Genomic DNA, 22,601 nt, shown 5'->3' on the forward strand with positions numbered 1-22,601 from the left:
TCGTAATGAGCACAACATCTGCGTATGCACAAGACAACCCACACGATTCACCGTGGGAACAATATGGGCAAGATGCTTGGGTGCTCAATATCGAGGGTATCGGAAGGAATGAAAGTATCGTTCTGATACGAAACCCACAAGGGACACACTTCACTGCGACTGCAGTATGTTCAGACGGTGTTTATTCCGAAGTATATTCCTGGAGCCAAGGGCACACCCATGCAAAAGGCGTAGACTGCACGGGGAAACGCGTAAGTCGTGCTGCGACGTACTGGGAAGGATGGATTCATCCACTTCCTCATCAAACTCCCAAAACCATACCAACTCCCACACCAAAACGTCGCGTGCTCGCCGCTGTTCCAAATACACACTGAATGATGTGTGGTCCGTCGCAAGCACAGCTTGCGACGGTTTTATTTTTTTCGTACGTTATACTGTATACATGAAGTATCGTTCACTCATTCTTGTATACCTACTCTTCCTCCCTTTCTTTTCACATGCGAATACTGAGAACGCGGGGTTCGTGCAAGGACTTTGGTATTCATCACAACCAGTTTTTGCTGAGGTCCCCACACGCATTTACATTGCACTACGCAACAATACGGGGCATGACCTCACGGGCACCGTGCGTTTTACCGACAACGAAAAGCGTATTGGTTCTTTTGAGGTGAGTGCGCTCGAGGGACGTCTTGTAGAGGCATGGGTAGACTGGATTCCGACAAAAGGAGAGCATGTCATCACCGCAACCGTAAGCGATGCAGTACTTCATGTAATTGGGGGAAACACGGAGTCTGCTGATATTACCGGTATCACGGCAAGTGATACCCTCATCGTGGATTATGACACTGATCGTGATGGCATAGGTAACACCGAAGACACCGATGACGACAACGATTCTGTGTCTGATACTGAAGAAACCGAACGAGGGAGTAATCCGCTTGTCAGTAACCCAAAATCTGTTTCTGAAGAAACTGAAAGTTCTAAAGACTCTGAAAGTCCGAATACTGAAGTACTCACTGCAGATACTCGTACAGAGACAAAAAAATCTACTCCTTCGCGTGGAGGACTCGAACAGTATATTGAAAACGAAAAAGTAGATACACTCTTTGGAAGTGTCACCGAAAAAATTGAAAATGCGAAAACAGCGCTCGATACATACCGTGAGAGACGGGACACAACACTCGCGGAAAACACCTCACCAACTGAGTTAGAACATCCAACCGAAATGAAATTGGGAACACTCACTGAAAACGCCACCATTACACGCACACAGATAGACACCGAAAAGGGTTTTCTTAAATCCTTTGTTGCCGGTGTTGCAGCACTTCTTTCAAGCCTTTGGACACTGGTACTTTTTTCAACTTCAAAAATTCTAAATTATCCCGCAATACTCGAGGTCCTCCTACTTCTGGGAATTCTTGTATTTTTCTATCGTGTTGCGCGGCGATTAGGTCGTCGTAATCGGTATTAGTGCATCAAAAAACCGCGGCACAGTGCGCCGCGGTAATTCTTCATTCCTGCTTCACCCATACACGTACTGACGGCTGTTTATCGGTACCCCGATAAATATACCCTTGTGATGGTGGTGTGATACCCCTTTCCTTAAAGGATATATACATAATTCTATCTCGAATTGTAGGTGATGCAGGATACTCCACTTTTGTGCAATCAGGTAAGACAATAAGGCTCGACCATCGTGAAAAAATAAGCCCTCGCCTGCTAAAGCCTGCCGACGCAAATATCGTTGACAGCATACCCGTACACTCAGTAAAAAGTACTGGCTTAAAGATATCTTCATCGAGTCGTGGGAACAGTCCAATAGGATGTGCTGCAAAAAACAATCCCTTCGGCTTCAATGTACGTATGAGTTCTGCTTCGATACCATGTGTACCGCCATCAAAGAGATTTAAGCCATTTAATGTCACCGCATCAAGACTCTGATCGGGAACATTGAATGCGCTGTACAGTGCAAATATCTTACGAATTCCTGCATGTGTAGCGTCACCATTCCACAACCCCTTAAGCCGTCTATCCCCACACAAGTAGAGAAATCTCAGTTTTGGGTTATACGACTTCAAGTTCTTCACGAATGATGTATTACCTGCGCCAATGTCCAAAAGTACTTTAGTCATGATGTCCTCCTCATAGGATTATCTACACGAGAATATACATTACAAACTTGAAATAGCAAGAGTATACCTAACAGACACAGAAAACCCCGCGCAAAGTGCATGACTTTCTTAAACAGACAAACGCTTTATTTTACCCCACTACTTTAAATCCAAGTTCTGCAACCGCCGCTGCTATTTCTCTTTTCACTAACTCAAGATTATCTGCATACACAATAATTTCCTGTTGCGATATGTTGTCACGCACGACAAGCATCAAACATGCACTCTCGAGAGAGATTTTTACCCGACGCAGTCCCTTTGTGGTAGGAAGTCCTGACTTGATATATCCGAGCACTATTTTTTTCACGAAAGGATTCCTTTCCGCAATATCCACAACCAGCCCCGCAGCAGGAACGACCGTCGTGTGTGAACCTGTTACCTTTCCTCCGGCGCGAGCGCCTTTTGGTTTTGCCATATAAAACTACTGCATCTCCTCTACCTTCTTGAGTGCAATGACATACATACTTTCTGCCCAGCCGAGAGGAGTGTTCTCATTGGGGTTATGTGTATGGGAGTAGTAGAGTTCGGGAATCTTGCCGTTTTCGGTTATCGTACTCTTTGCATGCATGAGATACCATTCCGCCTTTGCTTTGTCTCCACGCTCTGCATAAATAATCGCAAGCCATGAAAGTCCCATACACCATTCCGCCTCCTCACTATGTCCATCAACATTGGCGTTGTAGTAGCGGTCGTTTTTGTAGCGTATTACCCCCTTATCTTTGGTGAGGTGATATTCCACATTGCGTAAAATAGCCACAGTCTCGTCTTCAGTTGCCTCGCGGAATGGGTACACTATCGAAAGAAGCGCGAGATCAGCAAACTTTTCTGCTGATTCTCGTGGTAAGAGTGCACGAAGTGCTGTCTCTCCCTTTTGAATGACACCTTCGGGCACCGTGAGCCATGGCACCTGTGCTGCTTTTTTAAGTGCTGCATTTACCGCTGCAATCGAAGACGCATGTATCTCCATACCCTCCTCCCAAATACCGTTATCCAAGTCGTGCCAATATTCTATGCGCACAAGGTAGTCCACAATCTTTTGCACGAGGGCTCGCTCTGCGTCAGTTGCTACAATACTTTCTCCGCGCATCTCGAGATGCATAATTAAATCAAGGACTTCGCCCACTGCATCATTTTGGCGATTACCCCACTCCTCCCAATATTCTTCAAAAGACTCTGGATGAAAACGTGCATGAATGTATTGCCATGTCTCATATGGCTTGTGCTCAATAGCCCAGTCAATTTTTTCTGCGTGCTTCATAAAAAGCGCAAGGAGTGCACGCGCCGTATCTTTTACTGTTTCAATATCACCCAATTCCAAAAAACAAAGTACCGTGAAGTAGTTGTCACGCAGCCACGCTTTATCATAGCCAGTGTGAACATTCGATGCAGACGCCGTATAGACGCCTGTTGGTTTCCGGAGCGCACGTATCTCATTCACGTGCGCCTGAATCTCTGCTTCGAAATCAATAGTCATACGGAAAAGAAGAACTATGCAGCAAGTGAACGCATGCGATTATCAAATTCATTTTGTCCGCGAATCATTAGTACATTCCGTGTGAGTTCTTTTGCGAGATACCGATTTTTGTTATCATCCACAAGTTTGTCTATATGTGCTTCTAGTACTGCACACTGCTCGTCGGCGTCCATGGTTTCAAAATCAGAAATACCCGCAATAATTTCCTTGGCTTTTTCAGGTGCCTGCTCCTTCAATTCTCGCCACATCTGAGTATTTTCTGCACTTTCAACACGTGATATTCCCTCCATAGAAACACATTATCCTAATATACCGATAATTGTATCATGCCCGTGAATGAGTACACAAAATGCTTATAACCATCTAATGGTGATTCAAAAAGATTGAATCTGGTAGATGTTATTTTCTAGTGCAGTACAAGGCAAAAGCCCGAAATTTTTGTGAGCCGTACTCAACGTACGGTGAACAAAAATTTCGGGCTTTTAACGCAGTAAGGAAATGGAGTCGCTACAGAGTCTGGAGACGTCTGTTTTTTCTCCGGGGGGAGAAAAAACAGACGGACTCGAAAAATATACGGGCTCTGCCCGTTATTTTTCGGTCACCAAGCGAAGTGGGCGAAGGCTCGGTTAGCCTCTGCCATGCGGTGGGTATCGTCCTTCTTCTTTACGGCTGCTCCTTCTCCCTTTGCAGCGAGCATTATTTCTGATGAAAGTGACTTGAACATTGGCTTACCTTTCTGTCCGCGCGCGGCAGTAATAATCCAACGAAGTGCAAGTGCGAGACGTCGCTCGGGGCGAACCTCACGAGGTACCTGATAGTTTGCTCCACCGACACGGCGTGAGCGCACCTCCATTTGTGGTCCTGCATTACGAATAGCAGTTTCAAATATTTCTACAGGGTCTCCGCCTCCTTCCTTTGCGTTCTTAATTACTTCAAATGCTGCGTATACGATTTTGCGTGCAGTCTCCTTCTGTCCGTTCACCATGATGTAGTTCACGAGTCGTGAGACGTTTACTGAATCATATCGTTCGTCCTTGCCGAGCGGTGCTCGTCGTTTAATTGGTCGTCGCATATTTTTTCCTATCTATTATCTATAGCGAGTATAGTCTATTAATTAATTTGTGCAGTTTTGTAAATTGTTAAAATTATTCTGGATGCGCGAAGCGACTAAGTTTTGGAGGAAGCGGTACAACAGTACCGTGACCGAGAAAACTGACGTCGCGACAAAGCAGACGGGATGATTTTAACTATTTACCTGCTTTTGGGCGCTTTGCTCCGTACCGTGATCGCGACACTCGTCGCTTATCAACGCCGGTTGCATCATACTTTCCGCGTACAATGGTGTAGTTCACACCAATATCCTTTACGCGACCCCCACGTACGAGTACCACCGAGTGCTCCTGGAGTGTGTGTCCTTCACCAGGAATGTAGGCAGTAATTTCCTGGTGATTGGTAAGACGTACACGAGCAATTTTACGAATAGCCGAGTTTGGCTTTCGAGGAGTCTTGGTAGTAACACGAGTACAGACACCACGCTTAAAGGGTGAACTATACTCATTTGGACGATTCATAATGGTATTAAAACCAGAACGAAGCGCTCCTTTCTTTGTTCGGGTTGGTTGGTCCTTTCGTCCCTTCTTTGTTAATTGATTGATTGTTGCCATATAAATGTGTCGCTACTCTACTATATTTACGGAAATGTGCAAGCATCGCTTAATAAACGGAGCAAGATATCTGCATTTTTTTACAAAAAAAGCCCCACGCATTGCTGCGGGGGGCAAAAGTACTGAAAATCACACGCATGTCGCCTGTGCCTACAAGCGAAGGGGACTCCCAGTACTGAGGGGAAACTTATTTTTAACACATTTTAGAAAAAAAGCAATATCTCATGCGATCCACCAAATTGCAGAGATGCTCAATTAAGTTAGGGGAAATTCAAAAAGAGATTATAAATAAAGAGTACTGCTGCTTGGAATGGCGTCCAGAGAATTTGCATAAATATGAAAACGCAGAGGAGTAGAGCCACAAAACCGAGTCTCTCAATGTACTGCGTCAAGGCACGGTACTTGAGCGAGAGTCGAAGAGGAAGAAATGGCACAATAATCTTTGACCCATCGAGTGGAGGAAACGGGATTGCATTGAAGAGTGCGAGAAGAATATTGATGAATACAACGTACGTCGCCATATCGACAAAAGAAGAAGGGAGCCCCAGTGTATCCGCCATACGAATTAAAATGGCGAAAATAAAGGCTAAAAATAAGTTTGCAAGGGGTCCTGCCGCCGCCACAAATGATTCACCCCATTTTTGATTCCTTAAATTATAGGGATTGTACGGCACTGGCTTTGCGTATCCAAAAAGAAATGGTGCTCCCATGAAAAAAAGCACTCCCGGAATCAACACAGAGCCAATCGGGTCGATATGCACGAGAGGATTAGCGCTCAAGCGTCCTGCGAGGCGTGCAGTGGGGTCTCCGAGCCAGTTAGCTGCGTAGCCATGAGCAACCTCGTGAAAGACGATAGAAAGTATCAAAATGGCCAAAGTAATTATTTCGAGCATAAAAGATGTACTGAAGGTGTGCTATGAGTATGTGACTATTGTACCGTATTCCGCTTTTCCTACCAAAGTGGGTGCGTGTATGTCTTCTTGCTATTTAAATGAACCATGGTAGTATAGGCGACACTAAACAAACGATATATGGCAAGGCAATGTGAAATAACCGGAAAGACATCACAAGTTGGTGGACGATACAGCAACCGCACTCGTGCGACGCAGTTTAATCCATGTGGAAAGGTTCGTCGCCAGGCAAACCTCCAGAAGAAGAGAATCTTCGTTCCGGAACTTGGCAAGACTATCGTTATGACCATCTCCACAAAGGCAATGCGCACCATCGCAAAAAATGGCGCATTCGAAACCCTAAAGAAAGCAAAGCTTATTTAAACCAAAAGGTTACTCCATCAGTCTCTGAATTAATACTGCCAAGATCGGCAGTATTTTTATAGGTGATGCCGTGCTGGATGAGAAGATCAGTCACTTCTTTGTGCGGATGTCCATACTTATTATCTTTTCCAGCAGAAATCAAAGCGTACGTGGGTGCGACCGTTGTAAGAAATATTTCTGATGTTGAGGTACGAGAACCATGATGCCCCACTTTAAGAACGTCACTATGCAAAAGTGAGCCATCGCGCTCTACAAGATACTCCTCTATCTTTTGTGGGGAGTCCCCGGTAAAGAGGTACGAAGTTGCACCGTACTCAAGTCTTGAAATTATCGATGAATCGTTACTCTCCATATTCGTCGGATCGTGATCGGGGAAAAGAATAGTGAGCGTTGTACTTCCTGCCTTTCCGATTCCCAAGTCATACACTTGTCTATTTCGTACATAGATAACCCTCGCCCCTTCTTCCTCTACCATTTTTTGAAACGCATCAGAGACGGGTGTATCGTTCTCATTTTCAGTCATGAGTACCGTGTCCACATCATAGCGAATGAGTACGTCGACAAGACCGCCAATGTGATCTTGGTCGGGATGTGTCGCAACAAGCATGTCGATACTGCGATCAAAAAATCCCAATTCACGCGAGAGCACACTCAAGACTCTACTGTCTGCACCCCCATCAATGAGCACCTGTGTCCCTGAAGGAGACTCAATAAGTGTTGCGTCCCCTTGCCCAACATCAAGAAAAGAAACCTTGAGTGTCTCATTTTCACTATTTCCAGATGGGCGTATCCCTAAAGAAAAAAGTGACAATATAAAAATAGAGATGAGTGCACCAATAGTTGGGAGGCGAAGTTCTCGCATATCGTTATTGTATCGTATGAGTCAAAGAAAAAAGCCGGTGTGTGCATGTGCACAGTGCCGGCTCTGAAGTGACCTCTGAGGTCAAAAATTGTTCTGAAAGGTGCTGAGCGAATCACCAGTAATCCGCTCAAAGAAGGTGAGGCTCGCTGTGACGCCTGCACGTACAACCTCGTCAGAAAAGGTGAGCGGCGGACCACTCTTGTTTCCTCCCCACTGGCGAACAGCATCCTTTCTGAAGATTTCCCTGTCTGCCCAGGGGGGATCTTCTCCGACAATGATTTTGCTTCTTTCGACAAAACGACAGCAACTACTCGTAAGCCATTCTCCACCAAGAGAAATCTCATTGTGAGAGCAGACTCCCACTAACGCCCTGAAGTTAACAATTTCAACTCCCTTTTTCAGAGTGAAGTTATTTCCTCTTTCATAAACTTTATACGCAAGATCAAGAACATGTCGGGAAAGCATAGTTCGAACATTATCTCCGTTTGCCGGATTATGAGTTCCCCAATTTTCCCTCGGAGCAAATACAACAAGTGGCAAAGAAGACATCAATGTGAGTCCTCTGGAAAAGTTGATTCCATAGGGATTTTGCAACCTTTTTTTGTAGTAATCATGCCACAGACTCCCGACCATTCGTCGTACATAGATGAGCCTGTACGGTGCCATGAGCAATTTCTTCACGACGAGTGCACAAAGATGGAGGTCGCTCGGATATTCTCCCGGAGGAAGGTAATTATAAATTTCATTCCCAAACCTGAAAATATGCGTTGGTATACCCTGAAGAGGACCGTGTGCCCAAAACACCAACAGTGCTGTGAGCATCTGCCCCACCAGTGGAACGGGGGTTGTGTGCACAATATTATGCGTGCTGATAGCATCGGTTGCGACCATGAGAAGAAGGTTTGGATGATCCGGAATTGCGTATAATTCCTTCATCTCCCCTTGATGGACAAGAGAAAGATTGTTGAGGTATGGTGTGCGCTTCATTGATGCTCTCCTGTTTTCAAGGTCCTATAACATAAAGGTTCTGCATATGCAGAACCACCACGTTCTAAGATACTGAATCACCAGGTGACTGTCAACAATACAGTCAAATCCTATACGCATTCTCTAATATCTCTCTCCCTTCCCTAAAAATGATATACTAGAAAAAGTACGCTTCGTCATTTATTTACTTATTTATTATCTACTACTTACTTTATGCACACATACACCCCACACACATTCACGCTTCCAGAATTACCAGGAATCTCTGAGAAACAAATCAAAGCACATCTCGGACTCTACGAGGGATATGTAAAACATGTAAACGTTCTTCGTGAACAAATTGCAGAACTAACCCTGCTCGACAAGGAAAAGTATGCATACGCGATTATGGAGACACGTCGTCGCTTCGGCTTTGAATTTAATGGTATGCGTATGCATGAATACTATTTCTTGCAATTTGAGGGAGGTGCTCTGCCACTCAATACCGAATCCCCGCTTGCACAGGCAGTCACGGAAAAGTATGGTTCGGTAGATGCATTTATCACCCATTTCACACAGGTGGGTATGATGCGCGGTATTGGATGGTCAGTACTCTATGCAGACCCACTCCACAATACACTCCACACCGCATGGGTCGCCGACCACGAACTCGGACAACTTGGTGGGCTCCCTATCATTCTCGCGATGGACATGTGGGAACACGCATTCATGGTGGACTATCTCCCCGCAGAGAAAAAGCAATATATCGAAGCATTCCTCAAGAATGTACACTGGGCACTCCCTGAACGCCGCTTTGCCGCAACACTCGCACAATAATTGCTCAGTGTTATTGATTGGCTCCGGTGTCTATGCTACTTTATGGACTGTTTGTAACTACGAAAGGAAAGTACAGTGAAGCTCATCAATAGTATATCTTCCGCGATTCTTTACTATCTTGGAAAGGAACTTGGAAAACAATCCAAAAATCGACCAGATATTACTCATCGATTTATCATCGGAATCCGAGATGGGATGGATGAGGAAAGCGTTGCTCATACATACGGGTTTGGGGATTTATTGTGGGTATTCTGGAGGCGTTGGCATCATGAAATTGCAGACACGAATACTCATCCACCAATTCCATTCACTTCCCTTTCCGGCACCTCAGGAAAAGGAAAGCTTTAACGAGATGCAAACACAATAGAAGATGCGATTTCTTTTTATGCATGTCTATCACCGAAACGGAAAAGAAGACTTGGAATCCCCTGAAGCGCTTTGCGCTTCTCGGGATTTTTCTTTTTTAGTTTTTAATTTCTCTTTTCCTTCAACCTCTTCTTCAATTATCCATCCTGCGTAGGGGTTCTCTTCTTCGTTCTGTTTCTCACGAGTGAAATACACATACCCCACTCCCACGAGCACGTATGAAACGAGTACAATCCAAAATGGAAACGCATTCACTGAGAATGAGGCAAACGGGAGATTTCCGAAAAATTCTGCAATGCGCACAATGTACATAAGCGAAAGGTATGCAAAGAAGCCAAAAAGGGTACCGAGTGGAACAGAGACAAGCCCGAGGACACCCGTGAGAAATGTGAGTCCCATGGCGGGAGGCACCATGGGGAGCACAAGCACATTTACGACGAGTGCCACTACGGAAAAAAGTCCCATGTGGTACAAAATGAGTGGGAGAACAGCAATTTGTGTCGCGATGGTCGCGGTCACAAACATGCGGATGCCATACTTTTCTGGTACATACGTGAGTCGTTTTTCTATGTGTGGCGAAAAAAGGATAAGCCCCAACGTTGCGAGAAACGAGAGTTGGAACCCAGGATCGTGCACGAGGAGGTACGGATTCCACACAAGCATACCGACAAGTGCGAGCATGAGTGCGCGAATGACTGCATACAGTCGCCCAGTCCCCCGTGCCACAATGAGAAGAATCGCCATAAAAGATGCGCGCAGAACAGTGGATGAAAATCCGACAAGGAGTGCGAAAGTAATGACAAGCCCTATACCAAGAAACATGCGCGTTCGTGGAAAGAAAAGAAATGCGAGGACGTACGTGATAATCTCGACCACAATCATGATGTTGTACCCCGAGAGTACAACAATATGAATGATGCCGGTCTCACGAAACGTTCGCTCAAGATCTTCTCCGAGCGCACGCTTCACGCCGAGAAGCACTCCCTCTCCCAATCCAGCAGCTGGCTCGGGCACCGCACGCTCGAGAGCATCCATGAATGCACTCTTTCCATGGTAGAGACCCCTGAGAAATGAGTTTGTTTCACTTTTCTCAATATGTACCTTCGCATAGGGGAGTGTGTAGAAGACATTTTTTGCACGAAGGTACCCAGGGTAGTCAAAAGTACGCCCACCATCTGCCTCAAATGCTTCTGGTTTTTTAAGAACACCCTCAGCGTGTACGACATCTCCATACGAAACTCCCTCTTTTGCAAACAGAAATCTGTCTGCAGTTACCAAGACGAGTTCATTACTTTCTTCAGTATCTGGCTTTACGTAGAGATGAATAGTCTTCGCCCGATACTCTGGTTCACGTGCGATAACTCCATGAATTACCACATTCGTTTCCTCCTGTGCACGAAGGGGAGATTCGTACGTTTCTGCATATCCTAGACGAAACAGACCAAGCGAAGTAGAAATAAATATGAGCGCACAGAAAAAAAGTGGCGCATCAAATTGAGAAGTCTTAATACGCCACGCAACCAAGCACGCGACCCCGATAAGAAGAACGAGTGCAGCGCCCTCATAGCCAATATCAAAAAACGAGCGGATAAAAATTCCGCTCGTGAATGCTATACCAATTGTATAAAAAATTGTATTTTGCATATCGCACTTTCTCCCTCTGCACTACCCTGCCCACTCTGCCTTCAAAGTCATCTCCTCTTCTTTTGAAAAAACTTTTTTGAATTTTGCCTTTTTACCTTTCACACGCGCTTCACACTCTGCCCATGTTTTCTGTGAGAGCACTTTTCCTTCGACGAGTGAAACGTATGCATACGCGGGACCAGTCTTTTTTGTTTTTGAGGATGACTTTGAAACCACGCGCGCCTTTGGCATTGTACTGAGGAATGCATCATATGCATGTTTGGTACCCTTGAATAATTGCACCACCTCCTTGCGTGCATACCCATTTGCAATCATGTCGACACGCTCATTGAGTGCGACCCCTTCATGTCCCCGCACATGTTCCCACGTCACCGTATGCTTCTTCACCTCTGTGAAGAGTTCTTGCCAAATATCTTTATTGAGTACATCTTTTTTTTCTTTTGTTTGCCATCCATTTTTTTCCCACCCAAAAACCCACTTGGTGATGCCGTTAATTACGTACTGCGAGTCGGTTTTGAGGGTGAGTGTTGTCTCTGGCTTGCAACTTCTGAGTGCCATGAGTGACGCAGTAAGTTCCATGCGATTATTAGTGGTGTGCGGAGCATCCCCACCCCCTTCATACGCATGGTCTCCATGAAGTACCGTGAAGCCCCACCCCCCAGGGCCTGGATTCCCAATAGCACTCCCGTCACAATAGATTGTCGTCTGTGTATCTTTATCAGAAAGTTTCATGGTCTATATATATGTCCACAATTATCGTTATGCTCTATCAATTCACCTTCTACCGAATATGTGTACCACAGTATAACATTGACGCATAAAAATATTTCTGTATGATTCCTTTTGGAACATCAACGAGGAGTAAAAATGAGTACAAACGAGAATGAAAGTATATTTGATCGCTTTTCTCTTGGTGAGGGTAAAGCGAGCGAAGTGATCAATCCTTCTTCTAGGCCAAATGCTGTCCCTATTGGAAGGGCCATTCACATTCCCGCATCAAAAGACTATCCTACTGGAGTACATCTGCAGTACATCAAGGTTCAAAAGTAAGAATCTTGCAAAAGGCCCGCAAATCACCGCGGGCCTTTATCATGCCATCATGAATCCTTCTGTATTGCGTAAGATACCTGCTCCATATCCTCACTTCACAATATCAATAATACGAATACGTATCTCCTGCCTGCCCATAAAATACGATTTCTCAATATGTCCAATGAGAGTATAGATATTCCCCTTTTCTGGCACCACTGAAAAACTGGATGGGAGACGAAAAAAAGCAATGGCATCCTGAAATCCATTTTCTGTTTTGAAACGAAGTTTTGTGTGATTTTGTGCTTTTCCAAAAATCGAAACACTCTCGGGCACTGCTTCCACAATTTCAAAAATTGGTTTTGGATTCCCCACACCAAAGGGGGCAAAGGTGTCGAGTGTGCGCATGAGTGTGTCGGTAATATCACTAAGTGTAATACGAGCATCCACTTGAAGTATGTCTGATTCGTGCGGGGTGCTGCTTTGTTCATCGTGCGCACGGACGAGTGCTTCAGGAAGGGTATGAATTGCATCATGACTGACCGAAAATCCACCCGACGCATGGTGCCCCCCGAAGGTAAGGAATGAATCCTTCGCCTGCTCCATAATATGCACAATGCTCGATGTCCCCTCACTCCGGCATGAGCCTTTAATGATTCCCTTTCCATCACGTCCCCAAAGGAATGTGGGTTTCCCATACTCTTCTGCAAGTGCATTCGCTACCAGCCCCACGAGTGACGGACGCCATTCAGGATTTCCCATCACAATCACCGAAGGAATCAGAGAAAGTTGACCCATGCGCTTTTTAGCTTCTTTGGTCATACTCGCTACTACTCCCTTACGCTCGTTATTGAGTTTTTCAAGATGTGCGACATACATCCCCGCCTCCCCTTCATCTTTTGTTCGAAGCATATGAAAAGCATCCTCAGGGTCGTCCATGCGCGATGCGGCATTGATGCGCGGTGCAATAGTAAATCCAATATCATCTTCGGTCAGATGTGCTTGGCTTCCTCCTGCTTTGTAGAGCAACTGCTGTATGCCAGGGCGTTTTGATTTACGCAATACCGAAAGTCCATAGCGTGCGAGTACACGGCTTTCATCCATAAGTGGCATCATATCTGCCACAGTCGCAATACCCACAAGGTCGAGCCACCATTTTTCCCATCCATCTTTTAGCGTAATGCTACCATTTTCTTTACCGCGAATAAGAATTGCTTGCACGAGTTTAAAAGCCACCGTCGTCCCGCAAATCCCCTGAAAAGGGTACGCGTTGTTGCGCTTTGGATTAATCACTGCATAGGCATTCGGAAGTGTGGCACTCGGCTCATGGTGGTCGGTCACAATTACATCGATACCTGCAACATTTGCTGCGTCCACCGCCTTATGGTCGGTGATACCACAATCCACGGTAATGATAAGTTCGGCCTTTCGTTCTACAAACTTCGCCACAGAGTCCACATTGAAACCATATCCCTCCTCGTGCCGGTGGGGAATATAATTTTCAAAATTGGTATACAGAATCGCGGTGAAAAAGTCATGGAGTAACACACCCCCTGGAATTCCATCACAATCATAGTCGGTATAAATAACAATATGCTCATTGTTTTTAATAGCACGAAGTACTCGTTCCACTGCCTTTTCCATGTCAGTGAGAAGAAAGGGGCTATGCAGATGAGTCTCATAATCGGGATTAAGAAATTTTTCTGCACTCTCTGCATCGATAATGCCTCGATGAAATAAAAGTTGCTGTACAAACGTGTCATATATTCGAAGTGTATCGCTCACCTCTGGGGGAATAGGGCGCGGTGCACGAATTTTAGGATTCGTCATAGTGAAGTGATTTTAGCACGCAAACCACATGTGTCCTAAAAGAGTATTTTGCGGAGTGAATGCTTTTTGATACCATTACGTGCATGAGTACTATTTTCACTAAAATCATCAGCAAAGAAATTCCTGCAGACATTATATATGAGGACGAACACGTGCTTGCGTTTCTCGACATTAACCCCATCAAGAAAGGTCACGCGCTTGTGGTGCCAAAAGTAGCTTATGAAAATATTTTTGATTGCGACACAATGACACTTAGCCACATGGTCGAAGTTGCACAAAAAATTGCGCGGGCACAAGTAGCAACCCTCGGTGCAAAAGGAGTAAACCTCCAGATGAATAATGGTCATGAGGCAGACCAAGATATTCCCCATGCGCACATACATGTAATTCCCCGATTTGCCCGTTTTGAAGCTTTCGTGAGGGCCTCCCATGAAGCATATACTGATGGCGAAGGCGCTCACTTGGCAGAGATACTTAAAAAAGCGATTGCATAGCAATCGCTTTTTTAAGTATTGGAAAATCAGAATTCTGATTTCAATTCCAACTCCTTCTCATCAAAATCCATTACTTCCTTCCACTCCATTTTTTCAATACTTTTTCCGTCCTCTTGAAACCATACCTTTCCACGAAGCTTCTCACCTTTGAGAGCTCGTGGAAGCCAGTACTCATCATCGGCCCACATCTTTTCAAACGGGATTTCAGTGTGCGTGAACCACTGCGGTCGCATCTCTTCGGTTTCAACTGGTTCTCCTTCCCACCTATCGACAAAGAACGTATACACCTCAAGATGTTTCCCGTCTGCAAAAAGAAATTCAGTGATTGCGACTTTTTCAAGATCACTCTCTTTAACTACCACCCCTGATTCTTCCTGTATTTCTCGCACCGTTGCAGTTTCGATTGACTCCTCATCTTCGACCTTGCCACCGTACCCATTCCAATTCCCCTCTCCGAACCCCCGTTTTTTCATTGCAAGACAAATCTCTCCATTCCTTTGCAAAAACGCGAGTGTGTATTTTTTCATACTTTCTTTTATTGTTTCAATGCCTCTATCCCCGGAAGAGTTTTATGTTCCAAAAAGTCGAGCGATCATTTAGGTTATACTAAATTAGTGAATAGTGTTATTTCGGTAACAGATCAATTATAATTTCTGTTTTTTGCGTTTTTGGTGTCAAATCATCGTTATATAAACTTGTCGTTGCTGCATTATTTTCGAGAGACGGTACTATCATAGGCATTCCTGATGTTGCTTGTACCTGCTCATCAGTTGTTGAGCCCAAAATTTCAAAATTTTGATAGTCTCCATCTATTTGCTCTTCTGTTTCATTTTGTGGTATGTCTGAAATTTGAATATCTTTGTTATTATACATGCCACGGTAATATGTATTAACAAAAAAGAGAATAGCATACAAAATAACGACAAGGACGATAATCCCTATCGATACTTTACACATAGTACGCGTTGATTGGTTCACAAAATAAAATTTAGGTTACTCTATGACATCTAATATAACAACACCGTCACGTCCTACGTCTGAATTTGTACATGTACCCACATAGCTAGCGGTTGTATGACATCCGCTACGGAACACACTACCTCCAGAACCATATCCGAATGGGGTTGTGCCGCCTGGATAAATGCCTGAGGATACAGCCCACTGAATTGGACCTCTATTTCCAATTCCATACAAACTTGGACCACAAGCACCAGGACCATTTCCTGCCACAAATGAACCTGTAGCAACCCTGTTTGGTGATGAATATGCTGGCGTACCACCTCCTACTATTGCGCCGTCCACATGACCAGCAACAGTATAAATACCGCCCAGGTACGTATCCACGCCCCCGACGTATGCACCACTCCCCCCTGAACACTCAAGTAATGTACCGCTCACACTTGAGGTAATCTTCGATGAAGATCCGGGATAACCACCAAGACCATCATCATCGCTTGGGTATGTGTATATATAATAAGGTGCTCCACGGTCTGCGAGGACTCCAGTATTAACCACCGCACTACCCCTACCACCTCTTCCGACCTGAATATGAATTGTCTCTCCTGGTGTGAGCGAAATTGGATGTGAAAATACATACCCCCCTGAATGACCGGCAAAAACCGCGTTCACTACTCTCCACCCAACACCACTCCCTCCTCCACCTGCCATTGTCACCTCTGCACTAGTCACATTTGAAGGCACTACCCAATCTTGAGTAGACGTAAAGACGATTCGTCTTTTATTGATTGCTCTATTATCAACATAATCCTTCGTCACCAGTGTCGTGCCTACATCTAAAGCAACTGTTGATGCGGTATTTATTTTACCTACTTTTGTTTGACTATCTGGCCCCACATTAATAGGCGCAGAAACATTTTGTGATGTTGGGTCTGGTGGTGGTGGCGTCCAAGGACCAGTCCATGCTGATACGACAGTAACGACAAGTGCTAAGGAGACAACGGTGGTTAGTGTATAGCGAAGGAGTGCTTTATTCATATATGGTGGAGTGTGTCTAATGTTAATTAACCCAATATTACTGATAAGTGTAACCCCCCCCCCGCACATGGAGGCAATATGAAGAAGTGGGATAGCGCGTGTAACGGTACTAACCATTCTCTATATTACGCAGTTAATAATTGCTACACCCTCATTTTAATTTTCTTTTTTCTATTTTCTATTGTTTCAATGCTTCAATTCCTGGAAGAGTCTTGTGTTCCAAAAAGTCGAGCATCGCACCACCTGCGGTTGAAACAAATCCAAATGATTCCGTTATACCGAGTGACTCAATAGCAGTCACGGTGTCACCTCCACCCACCACCGAGTATGCGTCGCTTGTAGCAATCATTTCGGCACAACGCTTCGTGGCATCGTCAAATCCTCCTTCGTAGTTACCAAGAGGCCCATTCCACACAATCGTTTCTGCTTCTCTGATAAAAGGTGCGAGTGCATCCACCGAGCGGGGACCGACGTCGAGAATTTTCTCGTCAGATTGAACGTGCTCGACAAGCACCTCACGCTTACCATGCTCTCCACCAACCACGACATCGACGGGCAAAATAATACTTTCTCGTTCGAGAAGCAAATTCCCCTTCATATCAACAGAAGAAAGAAGTGACTCCCCCACAGGGAAACCTTTCCCTTTCAAAAAATCATTCGCGAGAGCACCCCCAATGAATGTGTGTGTGTAGTCTCTAGAATATTCCTCAACAAGTGGTTCCTTTGTCTCAAATTTAGCACCCCCAAGAATAAAAAGTGACGGACTGTGGGGCTTGAGCACTTTCGAAAGTTCGGTGTATTCATCTAAAAATGAGACGCCTGCAAAACTTGGAATGTATTTTGGGATACCAACGATTGATGCGTGTGGTCGATGAGACACCGCAAACGCATCGTTCACATAATACTCACCGTATGAAGCAAGCATTGCTCCAAAAGCGGCATCATTTTTTTCTTCTCCTTCGTGTGAACGTAAATTCTCGAGAAGTACCACTTCCCCTTCCTCCATTTTTGCTAGTGCATCTGTGACCACCGACCCCAACAACGCAGGTACATACGTAATAGGGACATATTCCTGAAGCGCTTGTGCGAGCACCTCAAGTGTCGTTTTAGGATTTCTGCCAAGATGGGTGAGAAGTACCACTTTCGCCCCTCCGAGCATAAGATGTGTGATAGTAGGCAATGCACGAACAATTCTAAAGTCACTTTGTATCACTCCATCAATCATAGGAACATCGAAAGGAACCCTCACCAATACATGTTTCCCGCGAACGTCAGATATCTCCATGACCGAATGTATTTTTTTCATAGATATTTACATAGTACGCACCGCCTTAGCAATGTGCGTAAACTCATCAGGATGCAAACTTGCCCCCCCTACCAAGAAGCCGTCCATCATACCGTCTGCATGAAGTGCTTGTGCATTCTGTGCAGTGACCGAGCCACCGTAAATAATACGCACTTTTTGCGCTATATTACGCCCATAAAGGTCAGAAAGTATTTTTTCAATAAAAAGTTTCATTTCGTGAATATCTTCTGCAGTAGCATTTTTTCCACTCCCAATAGCCCAGAGAGGTTCGTATGCAATGACGACCTGCCCTAATTTTGCTTTCGAAAGAAGAGCAAGACCTTTCCTGACTTGTGTCTCAATAGTGTTGAGATAATGGCCACTGTGGTCTCGATGACCTTCGCCAACACACAAAATGCCCGTAAGGCCAGCCTTTATCACCGCCACGAGTTTTTCATTGATGAGCGGATCTTTTTCTCCGAGTGCTCGCCTTTCTGAATGCCCGAGAATCACATGCGATACTCCTAAGTCCTGAAGTAAGGGTAATGAAATTTCGCCCGTATGGGGGCCTAGTTTTGCTGGGTGCACATTCTGCGCACCGAGAGCAAAAATATCACTTCCACTTCGCACCTTTTGTACGCCAGAAAGATGTACGTAAGATGGTGCGATAACTATCTCCACATCTTTTACAGATTGTAACTTTTTCTTGAGTTCGGTTGCTAGTTTCGCCCCAAGCGAAATAGACTGCGGATTCATCTTCCAGTTCCCAACGACGAGCGGGAGAATGCCTTTTTTCATACTTTTATTCTACCATGCAGGGGGGATTAGAGGGAAAGCGCTCTCTGCCTATAGGCAGAGAGCGCTTTCCTCAAAATGTATGCTATATCTCTTCCCAGAATACCGTCACATATTGATCTCCGGTAAGAGGAAAACCCGGTGGTGGTGAATACAGCAAGTTCCCATCATAATTGATATTACGCGTTGCGTAGCCTGTATTATCGGTATATGCAAATCCGTAGCGCAAATTAGTGGCAATCATCCCCCAAAGTGTTAGGGTCGAACGATCGTCATAGGGGGAACAGTCTGACTCATAATAAAGTCTTCCTACCAAGCCATTCTGCGCTATGAGCGCAGCATCAATTCGCAAATCATTTTCACTCACCATCCCCGCAAGTACGTTTCCTTGTGCAATAAGACCAATGGTGTCTGTACCATCATATTTCGTATACAGTACATCATTATTAATGATGATGTTTTTTCGTGTTGCTGCATTGTCTGGCAAGACCGCAGATACTATATTGAGACGAGCACTATTAATTTGTCCATTCACAAATACATGATCCTCAAAAAAGAGAATGCCATTACTCGGAAAGGCGTAATTACCAAGCAATACTTGGTTTTGAACACTCCATGTTCCCCATCCTGATTGTCCGGCACTGTTATTACATCCCCCTGGTGCATTCGTCATACTGGTCACGCGATACAAATCGAATGTATCATTTGTTTTCAACACAACATGATATCCGAGCGAGCCCGAGCCCGGTCTATAAAACCCACTTGCCTGCGCATTTGATTTTAATTGTGACAAATTTGAGGTAATCCCCCCAAAATCAATTGAGGGTACGGGGAATGTACGTCCAATTTCAAATACATCAGCTCTTGAGGGGACGGCGGTCGGTGGTAGTGGGTCAGTGGGAAAATCGTGAGTATGAACTCCATACTCATTTACTCCGGAGTGATCGGGGTCATCATAGGTAGCTACCCCACTCGTAACCAAGTTATGTGCAACACCATCAAATCGCAATCCTTGATTTGAATGAATAGGCCCAAACACTTCCGTTCCCGCTCCAAATCGCATCATGCTATTTGCAACAACCGCATATTTTGCAATTGATGGTTTTGCAAACTGGACTCTGAGTGAACGTTGCACTCCCTCCAAGGTCCTCCCTGTTGAAGTAACAATCACCACTGTTGATCCAAGTGGTGGTGGTACGATTTGGAGTGAGAAATCTCCAATAATGTTGCCGTCTTTATCACGAAACGAATGAACATACGGGCCCGAAGTTGCAGTCCCATCCATAAAATCAAGAGGTGCGTGTGCAAGGTGCCAACGATAATAATCAATACCCGCCTCTGCTATTTGAATTGCTTGCTCGCGATCGGACATTCGTTGTGTTGCAATAACATCGGTAATGCCCCATCGTACCAAACCACCTAAAAGTACCACACCGATTGAAGCACACACGAGTACCAGTATGAGAACATATCCCTTTGTTTTGTAGGTATGCATGCTCATAGATTGTCTTTTAGATTACGAAGATTAACCTGTGTTGTATAGATGTCTGGTGTCGAAGAGGCTGAAGAACTCGTATCGGCCACTATATAGATTTTGACAAGTCGTACTACCGAGATGTTAAAGGGTTCAACGAGTGGTGTACTCGTACCCGCATATGTCTCATTGTAGTATGAGAAAAGTGGAGTGGTAGTACTATTTTTGACTGCGTGCACGAGCTCCGTACGCATTTCGTTGGCGACGTTATATACCAAAGGGCTTCCTGTTGCATTGATCACCCCACGCATGAGCACACCGCTCTGGAGAAAATATCGTATACGCTCCTTTTCACTATCACTGTCTATGTCGCTATAGAATATGAGTGACGATGTCCCTGTCTGCTCGAGTGCATACGCACCGACACTCGATGGGGATGCTGTACGTAGTTCAGCAGTCATCGTCTTTATCGCGCGACGCCCTTCTCCTGTCTGTGAAAGCGATGCAGATACGCTTCGATTCACACTAAACATGTCTATGAGAAGCTTTGTGGCTATAAGACCAATGAGTACCGCGATACCAAGTACCACAAGTATTTCAACAAGGGAAAAGCCTAGATTTTTGCGAGATGATTGTATAGTGCTCATGGTAAAAGAAGTACTTCCTCGTGTGTCCAGTTATTACTCACCGTAATCGACTTGGTATACACCTGGTACCCTGATGAAGTAACCGTCAATGTATACGTGCCGGCACCAATCCCCGTAAACAACACCTGTCCTGGTGGAGTACAATTTGATGTAAACGTAAATGCCACATCAGATACCGTTGGTGTCCAGGTACTACTTGCAGTAGCAAGGAATAGTTTATATCGGATATAGCGGTCTCCTGTATGTACTGCATGAATATCCGTGTTCGTGACATCATAATATGTTCCCAGAGTCCCATCGGGTCCTTTAAAATCCCATGTGGTCATATCATTGTTGGTAGCAACTTGTATGCGGACGCTATCTGCTCCCGTCTCTGGTGGCTGTGATTGTGGTTGCAAGAGAATCTGCTTAAATGCGCTACTCGTTCCAGTATCAAATGTAGATGATGTTAGTGTACCATTCCCTGCAAAGGCACCGAAGGTCTCTTTTAATTGTACTTGCCCTACGGGATTTATATTTTCAATATCGGTGTCATCTTCAAAATATTCGGTTGCATTGGTATACATACTCTGCCCATCTCCCCCCGACCAGTCAGTTTGTGACATATACCCTCGTCCTGTTATATTGGTAACATCATACCCGCTCTTTTGAAGACGTACGGTCGCACCCGAAATAGGGAGGCCTGTACCCACATCCTTTACGGTTACTAAGAGTGTGCGTGGATTTTTGGGGACGACGATAAGCGATATGTTTTGGTGTGTATCGGGATTAAGTGTAAATGGCAATGATGGAATGGTTCCTCCTAAGTCATAGGTTACGTCAGCCACATCAAGATGATACGTGTCCCATTCAAGATCTGGAACTGTTTCTAATCCTCCACCATTCGTTGAATACGCTTGTGAAAATTTTATAACATCCGGTGGTGTTGTGCCGATAATTTTTTCTCCGGTAAGACTAAAATCTATATTGCCGACAGGCGTACAGGTATCGGTCATACTCGTCACCTCAAATTCACTCACCGTATCAATAGAAAAACTCACCTGCGACAGTTGCTGGGACACTACCGTTGCGTGAGGTTTTGAGGGATTTGGATTTGCAACGTCACCAATCATGTACGTGCGCTCGCTCGAATACCCTGGCTTCGATACGGAAATCTCGTATGCATTGATGCCTGGTGGTGCATCAATAATTTGCACATACCCATCATTATTTGTGGTATCGTCAATAACAATAGAGGTCGTGGCGACATTGTTTTCGATATGCACATCAGCCCCCTGAATCGCCTGCCCCGCTGCATCAAACACGTGTATAAAGAGAGCACCGTTTGTTGAAGATGTTTCGAGACCGCGTGGGCCAATATGCGATGTAAAGGACATTGGCGCAAAGTCCTTACAAAACGCACAATCGATAGTAAGTTCAGCAAGTCGATAGTCAGATGGTGAAAGATCATTTTTCGTACTACTTCCAATCTGTCCATCAAAAGGATCGTCAATATTACGTATTACTGTGGTAACCGTAAATTCAACACCATCACGTGTAAGTGTCTGGATGTGTGGAATACTACCATTCGGAAGACCTCCTTGAATACCAACATCCTCATAGGAAAGGTTTCGTATGATTTCCATTTGTTCATTTGCGAGAGCAGTTGCAGTAACTTTATTTTGTGACACGAGGGCTACTCGAACAACAGTCGAAAAAGTTTCGTACAAAGCGAGGGCAATCATGAGAAAAATCGTTGTCGCAACAATCACTTCAATGAGTGTAATTCCTGCACATGTGCGTTTATTGTTCATA

General features: G+C 44.9%; 25 protein-coding genes. 5 read left to right on the plus strand and 20 right to left on the minus strand.

Annotated features, from left to right (window positions below):
• Positions 1–5 precede the first annotated feature (5 nt).
• Both IPH92_03690 and IPH92_03695 read left to right on the plus strand, forming a co-directional pair.
• Positions 6–374: a hypothetical protein gene (locus tag IPH92_03690; protein ID QQR64637.1), complete on the plus strand. Its 369-nt coding sequence runs from the start codon at positions 6–8 to the stop codon at positions 372–374.
• Between the two features lie 68 nt (positions 375–442).
• Complete coding sequence (locus tag IPH92_03695; GenBank protein ID QQR64638.1) at positions 443–1,471, plus strand: hypothetical protein; 1,029 nt, start codon at positions 443–445, stop codon at positions 1,469–1,471.
• Positions 1,472–1,511: 40 nt separating this feature from the next.
• Here IPH92_03695 and IPH92_03700 read toward each other — a convergent pair whose 3' ends face one another.
• From IPH92_03700 to IPH92_03730, 7 genes are all read right to left on the minus strand, one after another.
• Entirely contained in the window at positions 1,512–2,132 is a 621-nt protein-coding gene (locus IPH92_03700) for a hypothetical protein (protein QQR64639.1), read from the minus strand.
• A 130-nt stretch (positions 2,133–2,262) separates the two neighbouring features.
• Positions 2,263–2,586, minus strand: a complete 324-nt coding sequence (locus IPH92_03705) for a hypothetical protein (GenBank protein QQR64640.1) — start codon at positions 2,584–2,586, stop codon at positions 2,263–2,265.
• A 6-nt stretch (positions 2,587–2,592) separates the two neighbouring features.
• Complete coding sequence (locus IPH92_03710; GenBank protein QQR64641.1) at positions 2,593–3,645, minus strand: glycoside hydrolase family 15; 1,053 nt, start codon at positions 3,643–3,645, stop codon at positions 2,593–2,595.
• A 14-nt stretch (positions 3,646–3,659) separates the two neighbouring features.
• A complete protein-coding gene (locus tag IPH92_03715) occupies positions 3,660–3,935 on the minus strand; it encodes a hypothetical protein (protein ID QQR64642.1) in 276 nt (91 codons plus the stop codon).
• Between the two features lie 308 nt (positions 3,936–4,243).
• On the minus strand, positions 4,244–4,717 hold the full coding sequence (gene rpsG / locus IPH92_03720; protein ID QQR64643.1) for a 30S ribosomal protein S7: 474 nt from the start codon (positions 4,715–4,717) through the stop codon (positions 4,244–4,246).
• A 175-nt stretch (positions 4,718–4,892) separates the two neighbouring features.
• Positions 4,893–5,309, minus strand: coding sequence for a 30S ribosomal protein S12 (gene rpsL, locus IPH92_03725; GenBank protein ID QQR64644.1), 417 nt, complete (start codon positions 5,307–5,309; stop codon positions 4,893–4,895).
• A 260-nt stretch (positions 5,310–5,569) separates the two neighbouring features.
• Positions 5,570–6,202 (minus strand): site-2 protease family protein, encoded by a 633-nt coding sequence (locus tag IPH92_03730; GenBank protein ID QQR64645.1) that lies wholly within the window; start codon positions 6,200–6,202, stop codon positions 5,570–5,572.
• Between the two features lie 138 nt (positions 6,203–6,340).
• On the opposite strand from IPH92_03730, the gene rpmB reads away from it, so the two are divergent.
• Positions 6,341–6,583, plus strand: coding sequence for a 50S ribosomal protein L28 (gene rpmB / locus IPH92_03735; protein QQR64646.1), 243 nt, complete (start codon positions 6,341–6,343; stop codon positions 6,581–6,583).
• Here rpmB and IPH92_03740 read toward each other — a convergent pair.
• Positions 6,576–7,445, minus strand: coding sequence for an MBL fold metallo-hydrolase (locus IPH92_03740; GenBank protein QQR64647.1), 870 nt, complete (start codon positions 7,443–7,445; stop codon positions 6,576–6,578). The two genes, rpmB and IPH92_03740, sit on opposite strands and share 8 nt — an antisense overlap.
• An 81-nt stretch (positions 7,446–7,526) precedes the next feature.
• Positions 7,527–8,432 carry a hypothetical protein gene (locus tag IPH92_03745; GenBank protein QQR64648.1) on the minus strand — a complete coding sequence of 302 codons (906 nt, stop codon included), beginning with the start codon at positions 8,430–8,432 and terminating at the stop codon, positions 7,527–7,529.
• A 213-nt stretch (positions 8,433–8,645) separates the two neighbouring features.
• Here IPH92_03745 and IPH92_03750 point away from each other — a divergent pair, with 213 nt between their 5' ends.
• Complete coding sequence (locus IPH92_03750; protein QQR64649.1) at positions 8,646–9,248, plus strand: superoxide dismutase; 603 nt, start codon at positions 8,646–8,648, stop codon at positions 9,246–9,248.
• Between the two features lie 396 nt (positions 9,249–9,644).
• Here the strand turns inward: IPH92_03750 and IPH92_03755 are convergent, their stop codons facing one another.
• The 3 genes from IPH92_03755 to recJ form a co-directional block, all read right to left on the minus strand.
• Positions 9,645–11,258, minus strand: coding sequence for a ComEC/Rec2 family competence protein (locus IPH92_03755; protein ID QQR64650.1), 1,614 nt, complete (start codon positions 11,256–11,258; stop codon positions 9,645–9,647).
• A gap of 21 nt (positions 11,259–11,279) precedes the next feature.
• Positions 11,280–11,990 carry a ribonuclease HI gene (gene rnhA / locus IPH92_03760; protein QQR64651.1) on the minus strand — a complete coding sequence of 237 codons (711 nt, stop codon included), beginning with the start codon at positions 11,988–11,990 and terminating at the stop codon, positions 11,280–11,282.
• Positions 11,991–12,398: 408 nt separating this feature from the next.
• Entirely contained in the window at positions 12,399–14,117 is a 1,719-nt protein-coding gene (gene recJ, locus IPH92_03765) for a single-stranded-DNA-specific exonuclease RecJ (protein ID QQR64652.1), read from the minus strand.
• 83 nt (positions 14,118–14,200) lie between these two features.
• Between recJ and IPH92_03770 the strand changes: the two genes are divergently transcribed.
• Entirely contained in the window at positions 14,201–14,611 is a 411-nt protein-coding gene (locus tag IPH92_03770; protein ID QQR64653.1) for an HIT domain-containing protein, read from the plus strand.
• 26 nt (positions 14,612–14,637) lie between these two features.
• On the opposite strand, the gene IPH92_03775 is transcribed toward IPH92_03770, so the two are convergent.
• The 8 genes from IPH92_03775 to IPH92_03810 form a co-directional block, all read right to left on the minus strand.
• Positions 14,638–15,138 (minus strand): 8-oxo-dGTP diphosphatase, encoded by a 501-nt coding sequence (locus IPH92_03775; GenBank protein ID QQR64654.1) that lies wholly within the window; start codon positions 15,136–15,138, stop codon positions 14,638–14,640.
• Between the two features lie 97 nt (positions 15,139–15,235).
• The gene (locus IPH92_03780) at positions 15,236–15,568 is read right to left on the minus strand and encodes a hypothetical protein (protein ID QQR64655.1); all 333 of its coding nucleotides are present in this window, start codon (positions 15,566–15,568) and stop codon (positions 15,236–15,238) included.
• Between the two features lie 36 nt (positions 15,569–15,604).
• On the minus strand, positions 15,605–16,606 hold the full coding sequence (locus tag IPH92_03785) for a hypothetical protein (protein ID QQR64656.1): 1,002 nt from the start codon (positions 16,604–16,606) through the stop codon (positions 15,605–15,607).
• Positions 16,607–16,784: 178 nt separating this feature from the next.
• Entirely contained in the window at positions 16,785–17,912 is a 1,128-nt protein-coding gene (locus IPH92_03790; protein ID QQR64657.1) for a phosphoglycerate kinase, read from the minus strand.
• A gap of 6 nt (positions 17,913–17,918) precedes the next feature.
• Complete coding sequence (locus tag IPH92_03795) at positions 17,919–18,689, minus strand: triose-phosphate isomerase (GenBank protein QQR64658.1); 771 nt, start codon at positions 18,687–18,689, stop codon at positions 17,919–17,921.
• Between the two features lie 82 nt (positions 18,690–18,771).
• Positions 18,772–20,181 carry a hypothetical protein gene (locus tag IPH92_03800; GenBank protein QQR64659.1) on the minus strand — a complete coding sequence of 470 codons (1,410 nt, stop codon included), beginning with the start codon at positions 20,179–20,181 and terminating at the stop codon, positions 18,772–18,774.
• 2 nt (positions 20,182–20,183) lie between these two features.
• A complete protein-coding gene (locus tag IPH92_03805) occupies positions 20,184–20,807 on the minus strand; it encodes a hypothetical protein (GenBank protein QQR64660.1) in 624 nt (207 codons plus the stop codon).
• Positions 20,804–22,600, minus strand: coding sequence for a prepilin-type N-terminal cleavage/methylation domain-containing protein (locus IPH92_03810; protein QQR64661.1), 1,797 nt, complete (start codon positions 22,598–22,600; stop codon positions 20,804–20,806). Before IPH92_03810 ends, IPH92_03805 begins: the two co-directional genes overlap by 4 nt.
• Between the last annotated feature and the right edge of the window lies 1 nt (position 22,601).

It is taken from the genome of Candidatus Kaiserbacteria bacterium, assembly GCA_016699245.1.
Taxonomy (GTDB): Bacteria; Patescibacteriota; Minisyncoccia; order Phycocordibacterales; family UBA918; genus Damh-18.

Coding starts and splice junctions, on each gene's coding strand:
- IPH92_03805 (QQR64660.1), bottom strand. CDS start 20,807: ATGAGCACTATACAATCATCTCGCAAAAATCTAGGCTTTTCCCTTGTT.
- IPH92_03740 (QQR64647.1), bottom strand. CDS start 7,445: ATGCGAGAACTTCGCCTCCCAACTATTGGTGCACTCATCTCTATTTTT.
- IPH92_03700 (QQR64639.1), bottom strand. CDS start 2,132: ATGACTAAAGTACTTTTGGACATTGGCGCAGGTAATACATCATTCGTG.
- IPH92_03730 (QQR64645.1), bottom strand. CDS start 6,202: ATGCTCGAAATAATTACTTTGGCCATTTTGATACTTTCTATCGTCTTT.
- IPH92_03705 (QQR64640.1), bottom strand. CDS start 2,586: ATGGCAAAACCAAAAGGCGCTCGCGCCGGAGGAAAGGTAACAGGTTCA.
- IPH92_03810 (QQR64661.1), bottom strand. CDS start 22,600: ATGAACAATAAACGCACATGTGCAGGAATTACACTCATTGAAGTGATT.
- IPH92_03790 (QQR64657.1), bottom strand. CDS start 17,912: ATGAAAAAAATACATTCGGTCATGGAGATATCTGACGTTCGCGGGAAA.
- rpsL (QQR64644.1), bottom strand. CDS start 5,309: ATGGCAACAATCAATCAATTAACAAAGAAGGGACGAAAGGACCAACCA.
- rpsG (QQR64643.1), bottom strand. CDS start 4,717: ATGCGACGACCAATTAAACGACGAGCACCGCTCGGCAAGGACGAACGA.
- IPH92_03780 (QQR64655.1), bottom strand. CDS start 15,568: ATGTGTAAAGTATCGATAGGGATTATCGTCCTTGTCGTTATTTTGTAT.
- IPH92_03745 (QQR64648.1), bottom strand. CDS start 8,432: ATGAAGCGCACACCATACCTCAACAATCTTTCTCTTGTCCATCAAGGG.
- IPH92_03750 (QQR64649.1), top strand. CDS start 8,646: ATGCACACATACACCCCACACACATTCACGCTTCCAGAATTACCAGGA.
- IPH92_03800 (QQR64659.1), bottom strand. CDS start 20,181: ATGCATACCTACAAAACAAAGGGATATGTTCTCATACTGGTACTCGTG.
- rpmB (QQR64646.1), top strand. CDS start 6,341: ATGGCAAGGCAATGTGAAATAACCGGAAAGACATCACAAGTTGGTGGA.
- IPH92_03795 (QQR64658.1), bottom strand. CDS start 18,689: ATGAAAAAAGGCATTCTCCCGCTCGTCGTTGGGAACTGGAAGATGAAT.
- recJ (QQR64652.1), bottom strand. CDS start 14,117: ATGACGAATCCTAAAATTCGTGCACCGCGCCCTATTCCCCCAGAGGTG.
- IPH92_03785 (QQR64656.1), bottom strand. CDS start 16,606: ATGAATAAAGCACTCCTTCGCTATACACTAACCACCGTTGTCTCCTTA.
- IPH92_03710 (QQR64641.1), bottom strand. CDS start 3,645: ATGACTATTGATTTCGAAGCAGAGATTCAGGCGCACGTGAATGAGATA.
- IPH92_03775 (QQR64654.1), bottom strand. CDS start 15,138: ATGAAAAAATACACACTCGCGTTTTTGCAAAGGAATGGAGAGATTTGT.
- IPH92_03770 (QQR64653.1), top strand. CDS start 14,201: ATGAGTACTATTTTCACTAAAATCATCAGCAAAGAAATTCCTGCAGAC.
- rnhA (QQR64651.1), bottom strand. CDS start 11,990: ATGAAACTTTCTGATAAAGATACACAGACGACAATCTATTGTGACGGG.
- IPH92_03755 (QQR64650.1), bottom strand. CDS start 11,258: ATGCAAAATACAATTTTTTATACAATTGGTATAGCATTCACGAGCGGA.
- IPH92_03715 (QQR64642.1), bottom strand. CDS start 3,935: ATGGAGGGAATATCACGTGTTGAAAGTGCAGAAAATACTCAGATGTGG.
- IPH92_03695 (QQR64638.1), top strand. CDS start 443: ATGAAGTATCGTTCACTCATTCTTGTATACCTACTCTTCCTCCCTTTC.
- IPH92_03690 (QQR64637.1), top strand. CDS start 6: ATGAGCACAACATCTGCGTATGCACAAGACAACCCACACGATTCACCG.